General features: G+C 45.3%; 21 protein-coding genes. All 21 read left to right on the forward strand.

What is annotated here, in order from left to right; all coding sequences use genetic code 11:
• Positions 1-61: 61 nt before the first annotated feature.
• The 21 genes from xkdD (at position 62) to NSQ16_RS06890 (ending at position 17,019) form a co-directional block, all read left to right on the forward strand.
• Entirely contained in the window at positions 62-412 is a 351-nt protein-coding gene (gene xkdD, locus NSQ16_RS06790) for a phage-like element PBSX protein XkdD (RefSeq protein ID WP_015252286.1), read from the forward strand.
• On the forward strand, positions 409-615 hold the full coding sequence (xtrA, locus tag NSQ16_RS06795) for a phage-like element PBSX protein XtrA (protein ID WP_003244900.1): 207 nt from the start codon (positions 409-411) through the stop codon (positions 613-615). The genes xkdD and xtrA overlap by 4 nt, the downstream gene beginning before the upstream one ends.
• A 115-nt stretch (positions 616-730) precedes the next feature.
• Positions 731-1,240 carry a sigma-70 family RNA polymerase sigma factor gene (locus NSQ16_RS06800; RefSeq protein ID WP_003245797.1) on the forward strand — a complete coding sequence of 170 codons (510 nt, stop codon included), beginning with the start codon at positions 731-733 and terminating at the stop codon, positions 1,238-1,240.
• A gap of 115 nt (positions 1,241-1,355) precedes the next feature.
• Entirely contained in the window at positions 1,356-2,153 is a 798-nt protein-coding gene (gene xtmA, locus NSQ16_RS06805; protein ID WP_129137601.1) for a phage terminase small subunit, read from the forward strand.
• Entirely contained in the window at positions 2,150-3,451 is a 1,302-nt protein-coding gene (locus tag NSQ16_RS06810; RefSeq protein WP_069703739.1) for a PBSX family phage terminase large subunit, read from the forward strand. Before xtmA ends, NSQ16_RS06810 begins: the two co-directional genes overlap by 4 nt.
• Before the next feature lie 3 nt (positions 3,452-3,454).
• Positions 3,455-4,942 carry a phage portal protein gene (locus NSQ16_RS06815; RefSeq protein WP_041351208.1) on the forward strand — a complete coding sequence of 496 codons (1,488 nt, stop codon included), beginning with the start codon at positions 3,455-3,457 and terminating at the stop codon, positions 4,940-4,942.
• 19 nt (positions 4,943-4,961) lie between these two features.
• Positions 4,962-5,789 (forward strand): XkdF-like putative serine protease domain-containing protein, encoded by an 828-nt coding sequence (locus NSQ16_RS06820; RefSeq protein WP_003245836.1) that lies wholly within the window; start codon positions 4,962-4,964, stop codon positions 5,787-5,789.
• Positions 5,790-5,814: 25 nt separating this feature from the next.
• Positions 5,815-6,750 carry a phage major capsid protein gene (locus tag NSQ16_RS06825; protein ID WP_003232690.1) on the forward strand — a complete coding sequence of 312 codons (936 nt, stop codon included), beginning with the start codon at positions 5,815-5,817 and terminating at the stop codon, positions 6,748-6,750.
• Between the two features lie 21 nt (positions 6,751-6,771).
• Positions 6,772-7,155 (forward strand): DUF3199 family protein, encoded by a 384-nt coding sequence (locus NSQ16_RS06830; RefSeq protein ID WP_230488568.1) that lies wholly within the window; start codon positions 6,772-6,774, stop codon positions 7,153-7,155.
• Entirely contained in the window at positions 7,152-7,508 is a 357-nt protein-coding gene (locus NSQ16_RS06835; protein WP_230488567.1) for a YqbH/XkdH family protein, read from the forward strand. The genes NSQ16_RS06830 and NSQ16_RS06835 overlap by 4 nt, the downstream gene beginning before the upstream one ends.
• A complete protein-coding gene (locus NSQ16_RS06840) occupies positions 7,505-7,990 on the forward strand; it encodes an HK97 gp10 family phage protein (RefSeq protein ID WP_076457803.1) in 486 nt (161 codons plus the stop codon). Before NSQ16_RS06835 ends, NSQ16_RS06840 begins: the two co-directional genes overlap by 4 nt.
• A gap of 12 nt (positions 7,991-8,002) precedes the next feature.
• The gene (locus tag NSQ16_RS06845) at positions 8,003-8,443 is read left to right on the forward strand and encodes a hypothetical protein (RefSeq protein WP_024572798.1); all 441 of its coding nucleotides are present in this window, start codon (positions 8,003-8,005) and stop codon (positions 8,441-8,443) included.
• 3 nt (positions 8,444-8,446) lie between these two features.
• Positions 8,447-8,665: a hypothetical protein gene (locus NSQ16_RS06850; RefSeq protein WP_088325677.1), complete on the forward strand. Its 219-nt coding sequence runs from the start codon at positions 8,447-8,449 to the stop codon at positions 8,663-8,665.
• The gene (locus NSQ16_RS06855; RefSeq protein ID WP_230488566.1) at positions 8,662-10,062 is read left to right on the forward strand and encodes a phage tail sheath family protein; all 1,401 of its coding nucleotides are present in this window, start codon (positions 8,662-8,664) and stop codon (positions 10,060-10,062) included. The genes NSQ16_RS06850 and NSQ16_RS06855 overlap by 4 nt, the downstream gene beginning before the upstream one ends.
• A 1-nt stretch (position 10,063) precedes the next feature.
• A complete protein-coding gene (locus NSQ16_RS06860) occupies positions 10,064-10,507 on the forward strand; it encodes a phage tail tube protein (protein WP_003232677.1) in 444 nt (147 codons plus the stop codon).
• Between the two features lie 92 nt (positions 10,508-10,599).
• On the forward strand, positions 10,600-11,046 hold the full coding sequence (locus tag NSQ16_RS06865; protein WP_003232676.1) for a phage-like element PBSX protein XkdN: 447 nt from the start codon (positions 10,600-10,602) through the stop codon (positions 11,044-11,046).
• A gap of 29 nt (positions 11,047-11,075) precedes the next feature.
• Positions 11,076-11,225, forward strand: a complete 150-nt coding sequence (locus tag NSQ16_RS06870; RefSeq protein WP_003239113.1) for a hypothetical protein — start codon at positions 11,076-11,078, stop codon at positions 11,223-11,225.
• 1 nt (position 11,226) lies between these two features.
• Positions 11,227-15,108, forward strand: coding sequence for a transglycosylase SLT domain-containing protein (locus NSQ16_RS06875; RefSeq protein WP_230488585.1), 3,882 nt, complete (start codon positions 11,227-11,229; stop codon positions 15,106-15,108).
• Positions 15,101-15,760, forward strand: coding sequence for a LysM peptidoglycan-binding domain-containing protein (locus tag NSQ16_RS06880; protein ID WP_230488565.1), 660 nt, complete (start codon positions 15,101-15,103; stop codon positions 15,758-15,760). The genes NSQ16_RS06875 and NSQ16_RS06880 overlap by 8 nt, the downstream gene beginning before the upstream one ends.
• 15 nt (positions 15,761-15,775) lie before the next feature.
• A complete protein-coding gene (locus NSQ16_RS06885; RefSeq protein ID WP_230488564.1) occupies positions 15,776-16,753 on the forward strand; it encodes a phage portal protein in 978 nt (325 codons plus the stop codon).
• A complete protein-coding gene (locus NSQ16_RS06890; protein ID WP_003244812.1) occupies positions 16,753-17,019 on the forward strand; it encodes a DUF2577 family protein in 267 nt (88 codons plus the stop codon). Before NSQ16_RS06885 ends, NSQ16_RS06890 begins: the two co-directional genes overlap by 1 nt.
• Positions 17,020-17,051 lie beyond the last annotated feature (32 nt).

Consider the following 17,051-nt stretch of genomic DNA (forward strand, 5'->3'; position numbering starts at 1 on the left):
TGCTGTTTCGGGCAAAGCGAACAGAAAAAAACATTGAACAATGGTATAAGGACGACGGGAAGTGAAAGTGTTGGCAAAAACAAAACAGGCAGAGAAAAGCCCTGCGCCGTGGCGTGCTGTCCCGTGCGGGGATACGAAACCGATCTATATTTATTCAGCTTACAGTGAAGAAGAAAAAGAAAGATTCCCATATTCAAATGGACGGCTGATTGCAGCTGTATTTGACCTCAGCTCGTATTCGCAAAAAAGCAATGCCGCTTTGATGGCAGCAGCGCCTGAATTGCTGGAAGCGTCTAAAGCAGCACTTGATTTTCTGAAAGGGAATTCTATTCATTCAAAGGAGCGCATCATTCAGCTATTAGAAAAAGCTGAAGCAAGCGCTGCACCGAAAAGGGGAGGAAATAAAACATGATTCATCCGAAAAAACTGCTGCATATCGATTCCGTCACGCTTAAGAGCCAGCTGGAGGACGGGAAAATCCGTGTCATTATTGTGGACGGCATCAAGCAAGAAGCATGGATCACAGAAGCGCCAGAGCATGGAAAAACGCTCGTCGAAACAAGAAAGGGCGATCTTGCCCGTGTGGAATTTGAAATCGGCTACAAATTAAATTAAAGCGAAAACAGAATACGTCCAAGACGGAAAGCCTGCGGACACTGATCAACTGCACAGCATTTGTGCGTTGATTGGTGTCCGTTTTTTATTTGCCAAAAATGAGGAGGATCATAGAATGCAAGACTTACTATTTGAATATAAACGCACGCTCAAACAAACAAGAATACAATATAAACCGCTCGCTGAGGCAGATGAATCCGTGCTCTCAGCTGAAGAGCTGAAGGATAAAAAAATCATCAGAAATATGATTACTGATCTTGAATATGTAACAGAATGGCTTGAAAAAGGAAGGCAGCCCGGCATCAGACGGGCGATTGACCGGCGTGATGTTTACCAGCGGCTGATGATCAAGGACCCGAGAATCATCGAATCATTTTCCAGCGCTATGATGTTTGAGCCGGACGGACAGGTATCAGAAGAAGACAGAGATAGAATTCGAGAAGCATTAGCCCTGTTAACGGACAGAGAAAAGGAAATGTTTTTGCTGCATAAGGTAGAATGTTTTTCTTATGAACGGATCGCCGATCTTCTCGGCGTAAAAAAATCGACAGTGCAAACGACGATTAAACGGGCGAGTTTAAAGATGCAAAGACAGCAGGAAGAAATGAATCGATCACTTGCCTGAAAGCTTGTCATACGTTTGCCACCTATAAGTGAATAGAGCATGACACTAAGCGGCTGGCTGATCAGCCACTTTTATGAATAAACAACCATGCTGGAGGTGGCGGTGATGCAGTAGCATGAAAACACAACAGCGCGAACAAGCATTAGCAATCTATCAACAACATCAAGGAAAGATCACAAATCGGGCGATTGCGGACACAATCGGTGTTTCCGCGAAAACAATCGGCATCTGGAAAAAACAAGACAAATGGAAAGAGGCGCTGTTTTCTGCGTCCAAAAACGAACAAAAACAGCGCCCTATAAACAACGATGAATTAAATGAACGCCAGCGGCTGTTTTGCCTGTATTACGTCAAAAGCTTCAATGCCACACAGTCAGCAATCAAAGCGGGCTATTCTCCGGACAGCGCTCATGTGACGGGCAGCCGACTCTTAAAAAACGAAAAGGTCGCTGCTGAAATTAGACGCATTAAAAAAGAAATGGTCAATGAAATGTTTATTGAAGCGATGGATGTGCTGCAGGTTTATATCAAGATCGCGTTTGCGGATATTACGGACTATGTGACCTTTGGAAAAAAAGAGGTCCAGGCTGTCGGGAAATCGGGTCCGCTGTTTGATGAAGATGATAATCCGATTATGAAGGAAATCAGCTTTGTCGATGTCAAAGACTCCGGGCTCGTTGATGGCACCATTGTAACGGAAGCAAAGCTTGGGAAAGAAGGCATTGCCATCAAGCTTGCAGATAAAATGAAGGCGCTTGAGAAGCTATCCTTATATTTTGATTTGTTTCCAGATCAATTTAAACAAAAAATTGAAAATGAGAAGTTGAAGCTTGCCAAACAAAAAGCGGAGAAAACAGATGACAGCCAAGAGCCGATTGAAATTATGATCAAACGAAAAGAGGGCAAGTCATGATTGTAAAAGAAATCAACCCTCATTTCGAAGATTACGTGTTCAATTGGGAGCAGACGTACCAATTTCTCGTCGGCGGCTACGGCTCATCCAAAAGCTATCATACCGCATTGAAAATCGTGCTAAAGCTGCTGAAGGAAAAACGGACGGCCCTTGTGATCCGGGAGGTGTTCGATACCCATCGGGATTCGACCTTCGCCTTGTTTCAAGAGGTGATCGAAGAGCTCGGTCTCACAAAGGCCGTGGCATCTCTTTCTTCCCCGCTGCAGCTGCGATTTCACAATGGCAGCCGGATCATGTTCAAAGGAATGGACAATCCGGCAAAATTAAAATCGGTTCATAACATTTCATTAATATGGATTGAAGAGTGCTCAGAGGTGAAGTATGAGGGGTTCAAGGAGTTAATCGGACGTCTTCGCCATCCTGAGCTAAAGCTTCATATGATCTGTACCACCAATCCCGTCGGCACCTCCAATTGGACGTATAGGCATTTTTTTCGGGATGAACGCAAGAAACGGTTTGTGCTGGATGACAGCGAACTTTACGAAAAGCGGACGATTGTAAAGGGAGATACGTATTACCATCATTCCACCGCTAACGACAATCTTTTTCTCCCGGAAAGCTATGTGAAACAGCTTGACGGACTCAAAGAGTATGATCCCGACCTGTACCGGATTGCCCGCAAAGGACGATTCGGCGTCAACGGGATCAGGGTGCTGCCGCAGTTCGAGGTACTCCCGCATGATCAAGTGAAAAAATGTATCGCAGCCATCAGCAAGCCAATCTTTCGTACAGGTATGGATTTTGGATTCGAGGAATCCTATAATGCCGTCGTCCGGCTTGCTGTAGATCCTGAAAAAAAATACCTCTACATTTATTGGGAGTATTATCAAAATAAAATGACAGATGATAGGACGGCTGAGGAGCTGCGTGAGTTTATTGAGACACAGGAATTGATCAAAGCCGACTCGGCTGAGCCGAAAAGCATCCAATATTTCCGCCAGCAGGGCTTTCGGATGGTTGGAGCCAGAAAGTTTCCCGGCTCCAGGCTTCAATATACCAAAAAGGTAAAACGGTTCAAAAAAATCTTCTGTTCGGACCGCTGTGAAAATGTCATCTATGAGCTCAAGACACTTACGTATGCCAAAGATAAAAACGGAGCTCTGATTGAGGATGAATTCACGATTGACCCGCATACGCTTTCTGCCATTTGGTATGCGCTTGATGATTATGAGGTTGCTGATATGAAAGAGACAGCACACAAACGAATCCGGCCGAACCGAGAAAGGAGGAGGTCATAAATCATGCACAATCAAACAGTCAGAGCAACTGTATTTAAAGCCAATGCCGCGGCTCCTCAGACAAAGCAAATCTATGAAGATGACTTTTCTGAGCTGTACGGAGAGGACATTATCGCTCCGCCCTACAATATCATCGAGCTCAAAACCATTGCCGAATACTCGACTATTCTTCAGCAATGCATTGATGCGTACAGAGTGAATATTACAGGCTTTGGATTCGATGTTGAGTACACATTTGATGTCAACGCAAGTGATGTCGATCAGGCAAAAAAGAAAAGAGCGGAAAAAGACTGGGCCAGACTCGAAGCCTTTTATAAATGTCTTCACTTTGATGAATCAGCTGAAATGATTTTAGGCTATGCCATCGAAGACAGAGAAAAAACAGGCAACGGATTTATGGAAGTGCTTCGCGACGGGGCGGGAAAACCTGCCGGCATCGAATATTTAGATGTGAAATATATGCGTGTATGCGGAGCAGGCGAGCCTGTAGAGGTTTCATTTGTATATGAAGAAAACGGGAAAATGAAAAGGATCAAAAGGCAAAAACGCTTCCGAAAATATGTGCAGATGATCAATGGGAAGAAAGTATTTTTTAAAGAATACGGCGATCCGCGAAAAATGGATATGCGCACAGGTGAATATGTAAACACATTGGCAGAGAAGTATCAAGCAAATGAAGCCATTCACCTCAAAATCGGAAGCGGCGTATACGGTGTACCCCGCTGGATCGGCAATATTGTCAATTTATACGGGGCCCGAAAAGCAGAAGAGCTCAATTTTATGTATTTTAAGCAGGGGCGTCACGTCCCCGCTGCGATTACAGTGGAAAACGGGATGCTGTCTGAAGCTTCTTACCGGGAGCTGCAGGAATACATGAATGATCTTGAAGGCGTGGAAAACGCCCATAAATTTCTCCTGATCGAAGCGGAAGGAATCGCAAAAGAAAAGGATCTCCACGGAGGCGAGGATATTACGCCGGTTTCCGTGGAAATCAAATCCTTGGCGGAAATTCTCCAAAACGACGCCTTGTTTCTTGAATACGATGAAAAAAGCAGAAATAAGCTGCGTTCCGCGTTCCGTCTCCCGCCGCTGTATACAGGCGAGGCCCAGGAATACAACCGGGCGACAGCTGATACTGCTAGAAAAATTACGGAGGAGCAGGTTTTTCAGCCGGAGCGAAAAACGCTCGTGAATAAACTGAACACGCTGCTTTTGCCGGAGCTGAATATCCATGACGTCAGGCTGACATTAAAAGGACCGGACTTTCGTGATCCGCTTGAGATTGCGAAGGTGCTCGGTCCTTTTATTACAGCAGGAGCGGTCTCGCCGAATGATTTACGCGACCTTGCCGGACGGGTGCTTGGCAAAACACTTGAGGAGTGGCCTGAGGACATTTATAAACGGCCTGCAGGACAGGATGCGGAAAAGACAAACCTGGCTGCGCTCATGCAGGAGCTGAAAGAAAGCATCGAAGATATCAAAACGTCCTGAAGGGAGGTGAATCAAGCAGGTGGCGCGAGAATTAAGAAATGCCAAAATCAGCTTTGTCAGTTATGTGGACAAGGCGGCTAACCAGACAGAATTTTTCTTTACGAAGTCAGCTGAACCTCCGTCATTTGAAAAAAAGGTTCGGCTGTTTACAAAAAGTGAGCAGGATGAACAAAAGCTCGTGTACGGAATCGTGTATGAGCCTGATGTTCCTGATGCCCACGGCGATTTTATGACCGCCGAGGAAATTGAAAAAGCGGCGCACGGTTTTCTCGCGGAGGCACGGGAGATTGATATCAATCACAGCTTCGAGGGCGGAACCGGCGTCGTGGTCGAGTCCTATGTGGCGCCCGATGATTTTATGATCGGGTCAAAGCGGATTACAAAGGGCTCATGGGTGCTCGTGACAAGAGCGTCAGACGAGGTGTGGGAACAGATCAAGGCTGGAATCATCACCGGCTACAGCATGGCGGGCACTGCAGATGTATATGAGGAAGAACCGGTTGAAAAAGCGGGATTCTTCAGTGTATTCAAGCAAATGCTTGCTGACAAAACAGGGAAGGAGACTGAAGAAATGAGAAAAGAAGACATGAAAGAATCATTCGAGCATGCGCTTTACCCTCTGCTCAAACGGCTTGAGCGGATTGAAAAAAACACAGACACGGAGGAAAAGCCGGAGCAGACGGGTGATGACGAGCGTCTGAAAAAGCTCGTTGAAGACATGCTTGCCCCGCTGATCGAACGCATCGAGGCTTTGGAAAAAGCGCGAGGCGCGTCTAAGCAGACAGCGGACGATACGGGCGGCAATACAGAGCAAGTCAAAAAATCAATCTGGAGCGGACTGCTGTAAAACCAGTCAAGGAGGAGGAAATCAATTGAGAAATCAAGAGATCATTCGGAAAGCGGAAATGTCGCTTTCTGCTTTAAAAAGCGGCGGGCTTATGAACCCTGCGCAAGCATCGGCTTTTATCCGCATGGTGCAAAACACGCCGACCATTTTCAGTGAATCCCGCGTGATTCAAATGGAAAATGACTCGCAAAAATTTGAGAAAATCGGCTTCGGCCAGCGTATTCTGCGGGCTGCGCAAGAAGGAAAAGCACTGTCAAACGACGAGCTGACAGTTCCAACGACAAGCACTGTCCAGCTGAACACGAAGGAAGTCATTGCGGAAATTAACATTACGTATGACACACTTGAAAACAATATTGAAAAAGACGGCCTGCAGCAGACAATCATGCAAATTTTAGCAGAGCGCGCAGCAGTTGATATTGAAGAGCTGATCGTTAACGGTGATACAGCATCAGCTGATCCGTATCTGGCACAGCTGGACGGCATCCGCAAACAGGCAGTTTCCCATATCGTTGACATGAACGGTGAAGAACTGTCCAGAGCGACATTCAAGAAGGGCTTAAAGGCAGTTCCGCCAAAATATTTGCGCATCCCTCAGGAATTTAGATTCTATACGTCTCACGGCTTAGAAGTTGAATGGAAGGACCGCGTGGCAGACCGCCAGACAAACCTTGGGGACCAGGCTGTTCAGGGCGGCTTGTCAACAGCATTCGGCGTACCGGTCAAAGGAGTATCCAATATTCAGCCGTACACAGTCGGTGAGGGAGACGCGCAATATGACGCTTCGGATATCATTCTCACACATCCGAAAAATATCATTCTCGGCTTCTCCCGCAATATCCGAATTGAAGTCGACAAAGACATCCGCTCCCGTAAATTCATTATTGTCTTAACGGCCAAGCTGGACAGCAAGTTCGAGGAAGAGGATGCCTGCGCGAAATTAATTAACGTAAAAGAATAATAGAAACGAGGTGGTCAGCTCATGCTCATTGAACCGACTGACGTAGCCTCCTATTCGGTTTATGATCGGGTGAAAAACAGGCCGGAAGAGCTGCTGGCGCAGGATATCATCGAGGCGGAAGCAGAAGCGGCTCTCATCACGGGCCACCGCTTTGAAGACAGCTTGTATGATCCGCTGCCCGGTAAGGTGAAGTTGGCTTTAGTAAAGCTTGCCCAGTATTTTGCGCTTGTCAACAGCGATGAATCTGCCTCATCAAGCTATCAGTCTGAGAAAATGGGGGATTATTCCTACACGGTTTCCGGAGAAGGCGGGATTCAGCGGCCTGAGGTGTATCATTTGCTCGAAGAGTTTATCAAGCCGAGCTACATCCCTGAATCCTCCAGACTGAAGGTGAGATCTTTATGAGCTACAGGCAGATGCTCATTCACCGCTGCGATATTTATCATGAAGCAGCCCAAGCGCCGTCTGCAGGCCGATTTGGGATTCCGGCAGACAGGCTGCAGCCGGTGATTTCATATCCGGAGACACCCGATGAACAAGATGTCCCTTGTTATTTTACCGAAAAAACGCAGCAGCTGATTCAGGAGGAGCCGGATCAAACTGTATATCATAGCTTTCTCGTCCATTTTCCGTTGTCAGCGGACATCCGCGTGAACGATAAAATCATTTGGGAGAATCATAAATATATATTAAAGCTGCCGAAAAGGATCAGGCATCATCATTGGGAGGTCGTCGCAGTCAGGGATGAAAGCCTATGAAAATAGCGGGATTGAAACAGCTGAACACGGCATTAAAAGAAGCGGCTTCAGGCGGTTTTTCCAGACAGGCGTCCCGGTGGCTTGAGGAGTGCGGGCAAGATTTTCTGAAGATCGTCCAATCTGAACTCATCAGCGCACAAACGATTGATACAGAAAAACTGCTCAGTTCCTTTGAGAAAGGCGCAGAGGACAATCTCTGGATTGTGCAAAGCGGCGGGCTTTCGCTTGAGGTGGGGACACAGCTTGATTACGCCTCATTTCTTAATGACGGCCATTGGACGTCAAAACAAGATGTGAGATGGGTGCCGGGGCGTTTTCAAGGCTCACGGTTTATTTATGATCCAGCGGCTTCAACGGGAATAGCGCTCAAGAGAAAATGGATACCGGGCACGGGTTACTGGGATCATGCACTGCTTTTATATGAACAGCTGTTTGAAAAATCGCTGGAAAGCAAACTGCGCCAGTGGCTGAAGAAGCTGTAAAGGAGGAGCAGGATGAACAGTGAAACAGGATCGATCATGGCGTTTTTGTACAGCCGGTGGTCTGTTCCCATTTATGAACGCGAGCTTCCTGATCACTTTCAGGTGCCGTCGTTATACGTCCCGCCACCATCTGTTTTCGAGGAAACAGATACGGTCTCCACATTTAAAAAAACCTACAGTCTCAATGTAAAACTGTTTCATCTGGACTCCGTTCAGGCGCTGGATGAAGCGGACAGGCTCGCGGATGCCATCAGAGAAGCGAGAAATATGATTCCGCTGCTGAGTGAATCCGGCGAGAAGACGGGGGATATGGTTCGCATCTCCCAAATCGAGACAAGGGTAGGAGACAGGGGCGAGGCGGCCATGGTGATCAGGTGGAGCAGCCGATATTATTATCACAAAATAGAACAGCCTGTCTTACAGGATATCGACATGAACAGCGGGGTGAAATAAACGGTGTCAAAGTACAAACAACAGAAGAAGGCTGTACATACAAAGAGCCGGGAAGCTCTATTTGATACAGCGGATTTGATTAAGCACGCGAAGGAACTGTTCGGCGTTAAGCCGGATATTCTTCAGGGGGCTTTATTTGGCGTGGATCAACCACGTATGACGAAATCAGAAGCCAACCAATTGATTCAAACATTTCTAACCAAGGAGGTCATGTCATCATGAATGGCGGAACATTTACAACAGGCAAAGAAAAAGAACGTGCAGGTATTTATTTTAACTTTAAAACGACGGCACAGGAGCGGGTATCACTCAGTGAACGGGGAACAGTCGCACTTCCGGTCGCATCAAGCTGGGGCGAAGCGAAAACGTTCGTCTCCATTTCCAGCGTTGAAGACCTAAACAAAAAAGTGGGCCTCAGCATTGATGACCCGTCTTTATTGCTGCTGCGTGAAGCGAAGAAAAATGCGAAAACGGTATTGATGTACCGTCTAACCGAAGGTGTCCGAGCGTCTGCTGATATTGCTGAAGGCGTCAAAGCAACTGCAGTATATGGCGGAACAAAAGGAAATGACATTATCATCCGCATCAATCAAAATGTGCTGGATGCTAATTCTTTCGATGTGACAACATATATGGACGAATCAGAGGTTGATAAACAGACTGTCAAAAAGGCTGAAGAATTAACAGCTAACGGCTATGTCACTTTTACCGGAACAGGCGATCTTTCTTCAACGATTCCTCTCACTGGATCAGAAGGAGACACTGCAGCTGAGACGCTGAATGCATCCGCGGGAATCCGTTTATCTGGCGGTACGGATAAAGCCCCTGTCAACTCCGACTATACAGATTTCTTAGCCGCGGCTGAAACGGAGAGCTTTGATGTGATTGCGCTGCCTGTTGCAGAAGGTGACCAGTTGAAGGCGACGTTTGCTGCTTTCATTAAACGCCTGCGCGACGGCCAAGGACAAAAAGTGCAAGGCGTCACAGCCAATTATGCTGGTGATTATGAAGGCATCATCAACGTAACCGAGGGTGTGCTGCTTGAAGATGGCACGGAAGTTACACCGGACAAAGCAACAGCTTGGGTAGCTGGAGCGAGTGCAGGAGCAACCTTTAACCAATCACTCACATTTGTAGAGTACGAAGGCGCAGTTGATGTGTTACACCGCCTTGACCACGATACGATTGTTGAACGTCTGGGCAAAGGTGAATTTTTATTCACATTCGACGCCCGTGATAAATCCGTCAGCGTAGAAAAGGACATTAACTCACTCGTGACGTTCACAGTTGAGAAAAACAAGAAATTTGCGAAGAACAAAATCGTTCGTGTCCTGGATGCTGTGAATAATGATTTAACACGCGAGCTGAAAGCCTTAATTAAATCAAGAAAAGGCAGCGGAAGCGATATCCCGGCATCTGAAGACGGACTGCAGTATGTAAAAACGATGATCACGCAATACATGACAACGCTTCAGGATGCAGGCGGCATCACTGGCTTTGATTCCGATGAAGATATCACAATTTCAATGAATGAAGATCGTGACGGCTTCTTGATTGACCTAGCTGTACAGCCTGTCGACGCAGCAGAAAAATTCTACTTTAATGTGGAGGTAAACTAATATGGCATTAAAAGCACAAAACACAATTTCAGGAAAAGAAGGCCGTTTATTCCTCGATGGCGAGGAAATGGCGCACATCAAAACATTTGAAGCAAACGTTGAGAAAAACAAATCTGAAGTCAACATTATGGGCCGCCGCATGACAGGCCATAAAACAACAGGGGCAAATGGAACAGGGACCGCGACGTTCTACAAAGTCACATCAAAATTCGTGCTATTGATGATGGACTATGTCAAAAAAGGCAGCGACCCTTATTTCACGCTCCAAGCCGTGCTGGATGATCAATCCTCCGGCCGGGGCACAGAGCGAGTCACGCTGTACGACGTCAACTTTGACTCTGCCAAAATCGCAAGCCTTGATGTCGATTCAGAAGCGTTAGAGGAAGAAGTTCCATTTACATTCGAAGACTTCGACGTCCCTGAAAAGCTATCTGACACGTTTTAATCAAAGCTGAATCAGCCCATACGCAGACCTTTCTCAGAAAGGTCTGTTTTTTTACAAGATGAAACTAAACAATAGACAAGGGAGTTTTTTACATGAGCGAGAAGAACGAAAACGTATATGATCTTTCCTTTTTTATGCCGGGAAAAACAATTGAAGCTGAGGAAATCAAAGTGCCGATCTCAAAGCGTTTTGTTGATAAAAAAGGGAATGTCATTCCGTTTATTTTAAAACCAATTACTACTGAACGGATTGATGAATTAGAGAAAGAAAACACCACATTTAAAAATGTGAAAGGCCGCGGCCGCGTCAAAGATTTAGACTCCCAGCGCTTTTATGCGAGAATTGCCATCGAATCTACTATTTATCCTGATTTTCGTTCAAAAGATTTAAGGGAAGCATACAAAACTGCGGATCCGGTAGAAGTTGCCAAACGTGTATTATCTGTTGGGGGAGAGTATGCGAACTGGCTGAATAAAGCAATTGAAATCAATGGTTTTGAAGATGATCTTGAAGATCTAGAAGAAGAAGCAAAAAACTAGTAAAGGATGGCGATAAGGAAGCTGTGTATTTGTACTATGCAATGCATGAGCTTCATTACTCGCCATCCCAACTTCTTGAATTATATGAAGCACCAAAACATTTTAAAGCTCTTTTATTTGGGTTGATAGGTTATAAGCTAGATCTATTAGAAAAAGAATCAAGGAGAGGAGGGAACTAATATCGCAAAATTAACAGCCCGTTTTGATCTCGAAGACAAGGTATCTAAAAAACTAAAACGGATACATAAAGGATTCCAAGAGGTCGAAAAAAAAGTCAAAACCATTAATCGGCAAATCAAAATCAGTATCAGAGCGGAAGATCAGGCATTTTACCGGCTGAGAAAAATAAACGACTATATCATTTTGAAATTCGCGAAATCGCTTGAAATTAAAGTTGTACTTGATGACCAAGTCACTTCAAAGCTTGATGCAATTGAAAGAAAACTTAAACGGCTGCCGAAAGAAACGAAGCTGACTGTCTCCTTGGTAGACCGGACAGCAGCTGCGTATAAAAAAATAAAGAAGATGCTATCTAATCAAAAGCTATCATTCCTTTTGATTCCAGATGACAAGGTTACTTCTACAGTTAAAAGGATTATCGGTTATATTAAGAAAAATTTGAAAAACGGATACACAGTAAAACTAAAGGTCATCGATGAAATCACCAAAACAGTTAATCGATTAACAGCACTTTTAAGGAAATTTGAAAAAACCTATTATGTAAAAGTGGTTGTTAAGACAAAAATATCAGACAAAATCAATAAAAAAGAAAGCCCGATTAACAAAGAAACTTCTAAGAGAGAATCAGACAAATCCTCAGATAAAGGCTCTGATAAGAGCTCAGATCAAAAACCTGGATGGGTCGGAAAAATAAAAGGTTGGCTGAAGGATTGGTGGACAAAATCAGCTTGGCCTTGGATTAAGGATACGCTCAATGAAATAGGCAAAGCTTTTTTGGATCGTTTCAAAGAGAGATTGATAGAAAAGCTGAAAAATGATGTGTTTGATAAGATCATTGATAAAATTCTAGGACCACAAAAAAAGGACGATTCTGGTGAAAATTCTGACACAGATAAAAAAGTCCTTAACCGTAATACAGGAGGAATTTGTTGCTGCGACTGCTGTGAAGGCGGCGATGTCAGTCCAGGCACTAAAAATAAAAAAACCTATAGAAAAAAGAAAAGTCCCACAAAGGTTCCAAACAGAACACTCAAGGTTCCTGGAGAGGTGATAAGAAGACGCCAGAGCGGCATACCTGCTGAAAGTGCACCTAGGACCTCGGGTTCCAAGTTAAAGAACTGGCTTGGAGGGTTAAAATCGCTAGGGAAGGATTCATCCAAACTAGGTAAAGCGTTCAGAGGAATGGGAAAGGCTGTTCCATACGTAGGATCTGCTTTAGCAGTGTTTGATTTAGCTGGAATCAATAAAGATAATGCTGGCGAAAAGGTTGGTTCAATCGGAGGACGCATTGCCGGAGCGGAAGCTGGTGCAACAGCCGGAGCGGAAGCTGGTGCAACGATTGGATCTTTCGTTGGTCCGGAAGGTACAGCAATCGGCGGGGCAATCGGTGGAATTGGCGGCGGATTAGTAGGCGGAATCGGCGGCGAAGAAGCAGGTAAGAACATTGGTAAGATGTTTGATACTTCTCAAATCAAAGAGAACATTTCAAATACATTATTTAATGGTGATTGGTGGAATGAAAAATGGACAGGTGTTAAAACAACAACGAGTGATACTCTCGGAGGCCTTAGTGATACGTGGACTAATATAAAAGATACAGCTTCTACTACTTTTTTTGACTCAAATTGGTGGGCTGAAAAAGCTGGTTATGCATACGGTACATTAGAGTCTACGCTTTTCAACAGTGATTGGTGGGGCGGAAAATGGGAATCGGTAAAAGGTTGGACACAGGAAAAATGGGATCAAGCTTCCTCTGTATGGAACTCTGTTAAATCAAAAGTAAAAGAAACAGTCTTTAATAAAGATTGGTGGTCCGGTAAGTGGGAAGGCGTTAAGAGCTGGGCTCAAGAAAAATGGAACGGTGCCGTTTCTGTTTGGGAATCAATTAAGTCGAAAGTAAAAGAAACAGTCTTTAATAAAGATTGGTGGTCCGGTAAGTGGGAAGGTGTTAAAGGCTGGACAAAGGAAAAATGGGAAAATACAAAGTCACTTTGGAAAAAATTCAAATCTACACTTGAAGACAGCCTATTTAATAAAGACTGGTGGTCTGGAAAATGGGATTCAGTAAAAGAGTGGGGGAAAAATATATTAGGAGATTCTTGGGATGCTATAAAGTCTGCAGGCGGGAAGGTAGTAAAAACTGCTCAAAAAGTGGGCGGCGGAATGAAGTCTTGGGTTCAAGAAAAGGTAGAGCATTTTCAAAATGGACGAGAGAAAGCTCACAGAGACTTTGGAATGAAAACTGATAAAAACGCCTCAGGTGGTTTTATTACGAAACCAACTATTTCTTGGATCGGTGAAGCGGGTAAGGAATTTGTCATTCCGGTCGACAACAATCGCGGCCGCGGCAAAATGCTGTTAGCGCAAGCCGCATCGAAATTGGGCATGCATGTGGTCGATGATATGGCATCAGCCTCTACACTTTCAGGTGGTACAGCTCTAAACACTGTTGGCAGCCATTCTGCTTCAATGTCACCTTCTATTAACACATCTAGCCTTAACGGACAAGCTTCAGACCTCGGACAGCAATTTTCAGAGGGCTTTGACAAGGGAATAAGTAACCAACCTGTCAAAATGGAAGACTGGAAAAAGAAAAACATCAATACGCCATTTACACAAATGATTTCTGCTTCACCAAATTACGGTAAACAAATGGTAAGCGGGTATGCCAAGGGCCAAAACGGCACTGCAACCGGAACGGACGGCTTTTTGCAATCAAAAGTTAAAACGCCGTTCCAAGCTACTGTAAATAAATCGTCATCATGGGGGACAGGTACGGTCAAAGGCTTTGCGCAAGGACAGAACTCGACCCAAACAGGGACAGCGCAGTATGTAAGCTCACATGTTGACAAGCCGTTCCTGCGTTCCAAAGACACATCCAACAGCTGGGGTTCAGGCTTGATCGGAAACTTTGTGACAGGCATGAATTCTAAATCCAGTGAAGTAAAACAAGCAGCAAAGGATATGGCCAAGAGAGTGGAGCAGGCTTTCCGTGAGGAGCTAGATATTCATTCACCTTCTCGAGTCATGATGAGCTTGGGGCGTTTTGCCTCTGTCGGTGTTGTAAAAGGACTGGATTCTGTCGATGTGAAAAAATACGCAGAAAAACAAGCCGGTTCATTGGCAGCTGCTTATTCCGGAATGGGTGCAGTAGGGGGAAATGTGAAACAGTGGCTTATGGCAGCAATGATGGCCACAAAAACACCATTAAGCTGGCTTCCGGGATTGATGACAATTGCAAAGTATGAATCAGGGGGCAACCCTAACGCCATTAACCTGTGGGATAGTAACGCGAAGGCAGGCAATCCATCCCAAGGGCTCATGCAGACAGTACCAACCACTTTTAACGCACACAAAGCGCCAGGCATGGGTAACATTAGAAACCCGATTCATAACGCTGCTGCCGCAATCGGCTACATCAAAAGCAGATACGGCTCTATTGACAATGTACCTGGTATTAAAAGCATGAAGCATGGCGGGCCTTATGTCGGTTACGCAAACGGCGGGCTGATTACAAAAGAACAAATCGCCCGTGTCGGTGAAGGAAACAAGCGGGAATGGATCATCCCAGAGGAACGGGGCATCCGAGGCCGCTACCTCCTTCAGAGAGCTGCGCAAGCTCTGGGAATGGAAGTGACAGATCCGTCTCAATCCCAGCAGTCTGAGCTTTCTTCAGGACAAGTTTCAGCAGTTACATCCGGTACACGGCAAACGATACAAACAGCCAGAACGAAAGAAATAAAGATTGAGTTTAACGGAGACCAGCACTTCCATAATGGACAGGACGCTGAAACCCTTGCAGCGAAAATCAAGCAGGCGCTTATAGATGAACTGCAAAAGGATATCAATATTGGAACGAAGGGAGTCGTTGCATTTGACTAAATCCGTATATGAATTTTGGATTTCACAAGGGAAGGACAAGCTGCGGCTCCCCGTTCTTCCCGACCAGATGAATATTTCAAATACGGTTCAGAATGAGACGGTTAAAGTAGCCAAGTTCGGTGACCTTACATTTATTGACGAACAAGGCGCGAAAGAAATTTCGTTCTCTTCGTTTTTTCCGAAGAAATACAGCCCAATAGCTGAATATCAAACCTTCCCGTCGCCGGAAAATGCGATAACAAAAATTGAAAAATGGATGAAGGCCAAAAAACCGGTTCAGTTTTTGATTACGGGAACTAAAGTGAATTTAACATGCAGTATTGAAGGTTTTTCCTATAGCGAAGGCCAGCAGGATATAGGTGATCGCACCTTTGATATTCAATTAAAAGAATACAAAACCGCTTCCCCGCGGAAAATCAAGCAGAAGAAAAAAACAAAGGCAAAACGTCCGTCGAAGGCTGCGCCGAAGACGTACACAGTCAAAAAGGGAGACACGCTATGGGACATTGCAGGCAGATTTTATGGGAACAGCACCCAATGGCGCAAAATTTGGAACGCCAATAAAACAGCAATGATCAAACGAAGCAAACGGAACATTAGGCAGCCGGGCCACTGGATTTTTCCCGGCCAAAAATTAAAGATACCGCAATGAAACAGGTGATGTATGATGATAGAACTGTTCGTCATTAAAGACACAGAGTGGCTTGAGCTGGTTGCAGAAAGCGTATCGCTTGAAGGCCATCGTTATCAGGCGCCGCGCGCCATTGAAGCGACCATCGTCACCAAACAGGGCGACCAGACGTATTACAGTGTCTCAGAAGGAGATACGGTCTTGTTTAAATGGAAGGGAAAAGAGCTGTTTCGGGGCATTGTTTTTGCAAGAACCCCGGACGAGCATACGCTTGCCTTCAGCGCTTATGACATGCTTCAGTACCTGGTCAAAAACCAGGATATGTACGTGTTTTCCAATCAGCGGGCCGACCAGATCATCAGAAGGATTGCGAGTGACTTCCAGATACCGACAACCTCGATCGCAAACACAGGCCATACGATCAAAAGTCTTGTCATTAAAAATGATACGACATTGTATGACATCATATTAAAAGCGCTGAAACAGACGAAAAGCCAGACAGGACGACATTACCAGCTGTATTCGGAAAAAGGAAAGCTCGGTCTGCGCGCTTGGCCAGATCCGTCAGAGGTATGGGTGCTTGAAACGGGCGTCAATATAACGGGCTACCAATACAGCACTTCTATAAACGACACTGCTACTCGGGTGGTGCTTCGCCGGCAAAAGGACAATAAGACATATAAAGCCTCTGCCAAGGACAGTTCAGGCTTAAATAAATACGGTGTGCTTCAATATACGGAAACGGTCACAGATAACATCAACCAGGCACAGCTTCAGCAGCGGGCAGATGTACGTCTTGCTGAAAAAAAGGGCGTGAAAAAAGAACTGAAAAATATTCAGGCAGTGGGCATCCCAGAAGTGCAGAGCGGCTTGCCCGTCTATATTTCGATTCCGGAGGCCGGCATCAAGAAAACCTATTGGGTAGATACGGACCGGCATGAATTTAAAGGAACGAAACATACGATGACGATCGATGTTGTCGAAAAGAACACGATGCCGGAAGGAGTATCCTGATGAGATTAAGTGAGGCTATAAAACATTTGGCAGTCGGCGCAGTTGACGCTGAGTCTCCGGTAGAACTGCTCCCGGCTGAAGTCGTTTCGGTTTCTCCTGTGGAAATCAAATTAAAAGAAAACAGCAAACTGATCATACCGGAAGACGCCATCATTATCCCAAAACGAATGCAGTCCGGAGGAGACGATGCACTCGAGCCGGGGGATCGCCTCATGACCGCGGCTCTGACTGGCGGGCAATCGTTTTTTATTTTAGATAAGGTATAGACAAACCGCTTCAGTACGAAGGGGTTTTTATT

The sequence above is a fragment of the Bacillus sp. PS108 genome (assembly GCF_037963335.1).
In the GTDB taxonomy this organism is placed as follows: domain Bacteria; phylum Bacillota; class Bacilli; order Bacillales; family Bacillaceae; genus Bacillus; species Bacillus subtilis.

Bases quoted from the DNA above. Each gene is read 5' to 3' on its own strand.
- NSQ16_RS06885 (WP_230488564.1), top strand. From the start codon at position 15,776: ATGATAGAACTGTTCGTCATTAAAGACACAGAGTGGCTTGAGCTGGTT.
- NSQ16_RS06890 (WP_003244812.1), top strand. From the start codon at position 16,753: ATGAGATTAAGTGAGGCTATAAAACATTTGGCAGTCGGCGCAGTTGAC.
- xtrA (WP_003244900.1), top strand. From the start codon at position 409: ATGATTCATCCGAAAAAACTGCTGCATATCGATTCCGTCACGCTTAAG.
- NSQ16_RS06810 (WP_069703739.1), top strand. From the start codon at position 2,150: ATGATTGTAAAAGAAATCAACCCTCATTTCGAAGATTACGTGTTCAAT.
- NSQ16_RS06830 (WP_230488568.1), top strand. From the start codon at position 6,772: ATGCTCATTGAACCGACTGACGTAGCCTCCTATTCGGTTTATGATCGG.
- NSQ16_RS06855 (WP_230488566.1), top strand. From the start codon at position 8,662: ATGAATGGCGGAACATTTACAACAGGCAAAGAAAAAGAACGTGCAGGT.
- NSQ16_RS06815 (WP_041351208.1), top strand. From the start codon at position 3,455: ATGCACAATCAAACAGTCAGAGCAACTGTATTTAAAGCCAATGCCGCG.
- NSQ16_RS06865 (WP_003232676.1), top strand. From the start codon at position 10,600: ATGAGCGAGAAGAACGAAAACGTATATGATCTTTCCTTTTTTATGCCG.
- NSQ16_RS06845 (WP_024572798.1), top strand. From the start codon at position 8,003: ATGAACAGTGAAACAGGATCGATCATGGCGTTTTTGTACAGCCGGTGG.
- NSQ16_RS06835 (WP_230488567.1), top strand. From the start codon at position 7,152: ATGAGCTACAGGCAGATGCTCATTCACCGCTGCGATATTTATCATGAA.
- NSQ16_RS06840 (WP_076457803.1), top strand. From the start codon at position 7,505: ATGAAAATAGCGGGATTGAAACAGCTGAACACGGCATTAAAAGAAGCG.
- NSQ16_RS06860 (WP_003232677.1), top strand. From the start codon at position 10,064: ATGGCATTAAAAGCACAAAACACAATTTCAGGAAAAGAAGGCCGTTTA.
- xtmA (WP_129137601.1), top strand. From the start codon at position 1,356: ATGAAAACACAACAGCGCGAACAAGCATTAGCAATCTATCAACAACAT.
- NSQ16_RS06800 (WP_003245797.1), top strand. From the start codon at position 731: ATGCAAGACTTACTATTTGAATATAAACGCACGCTCAAACAAACAAGA.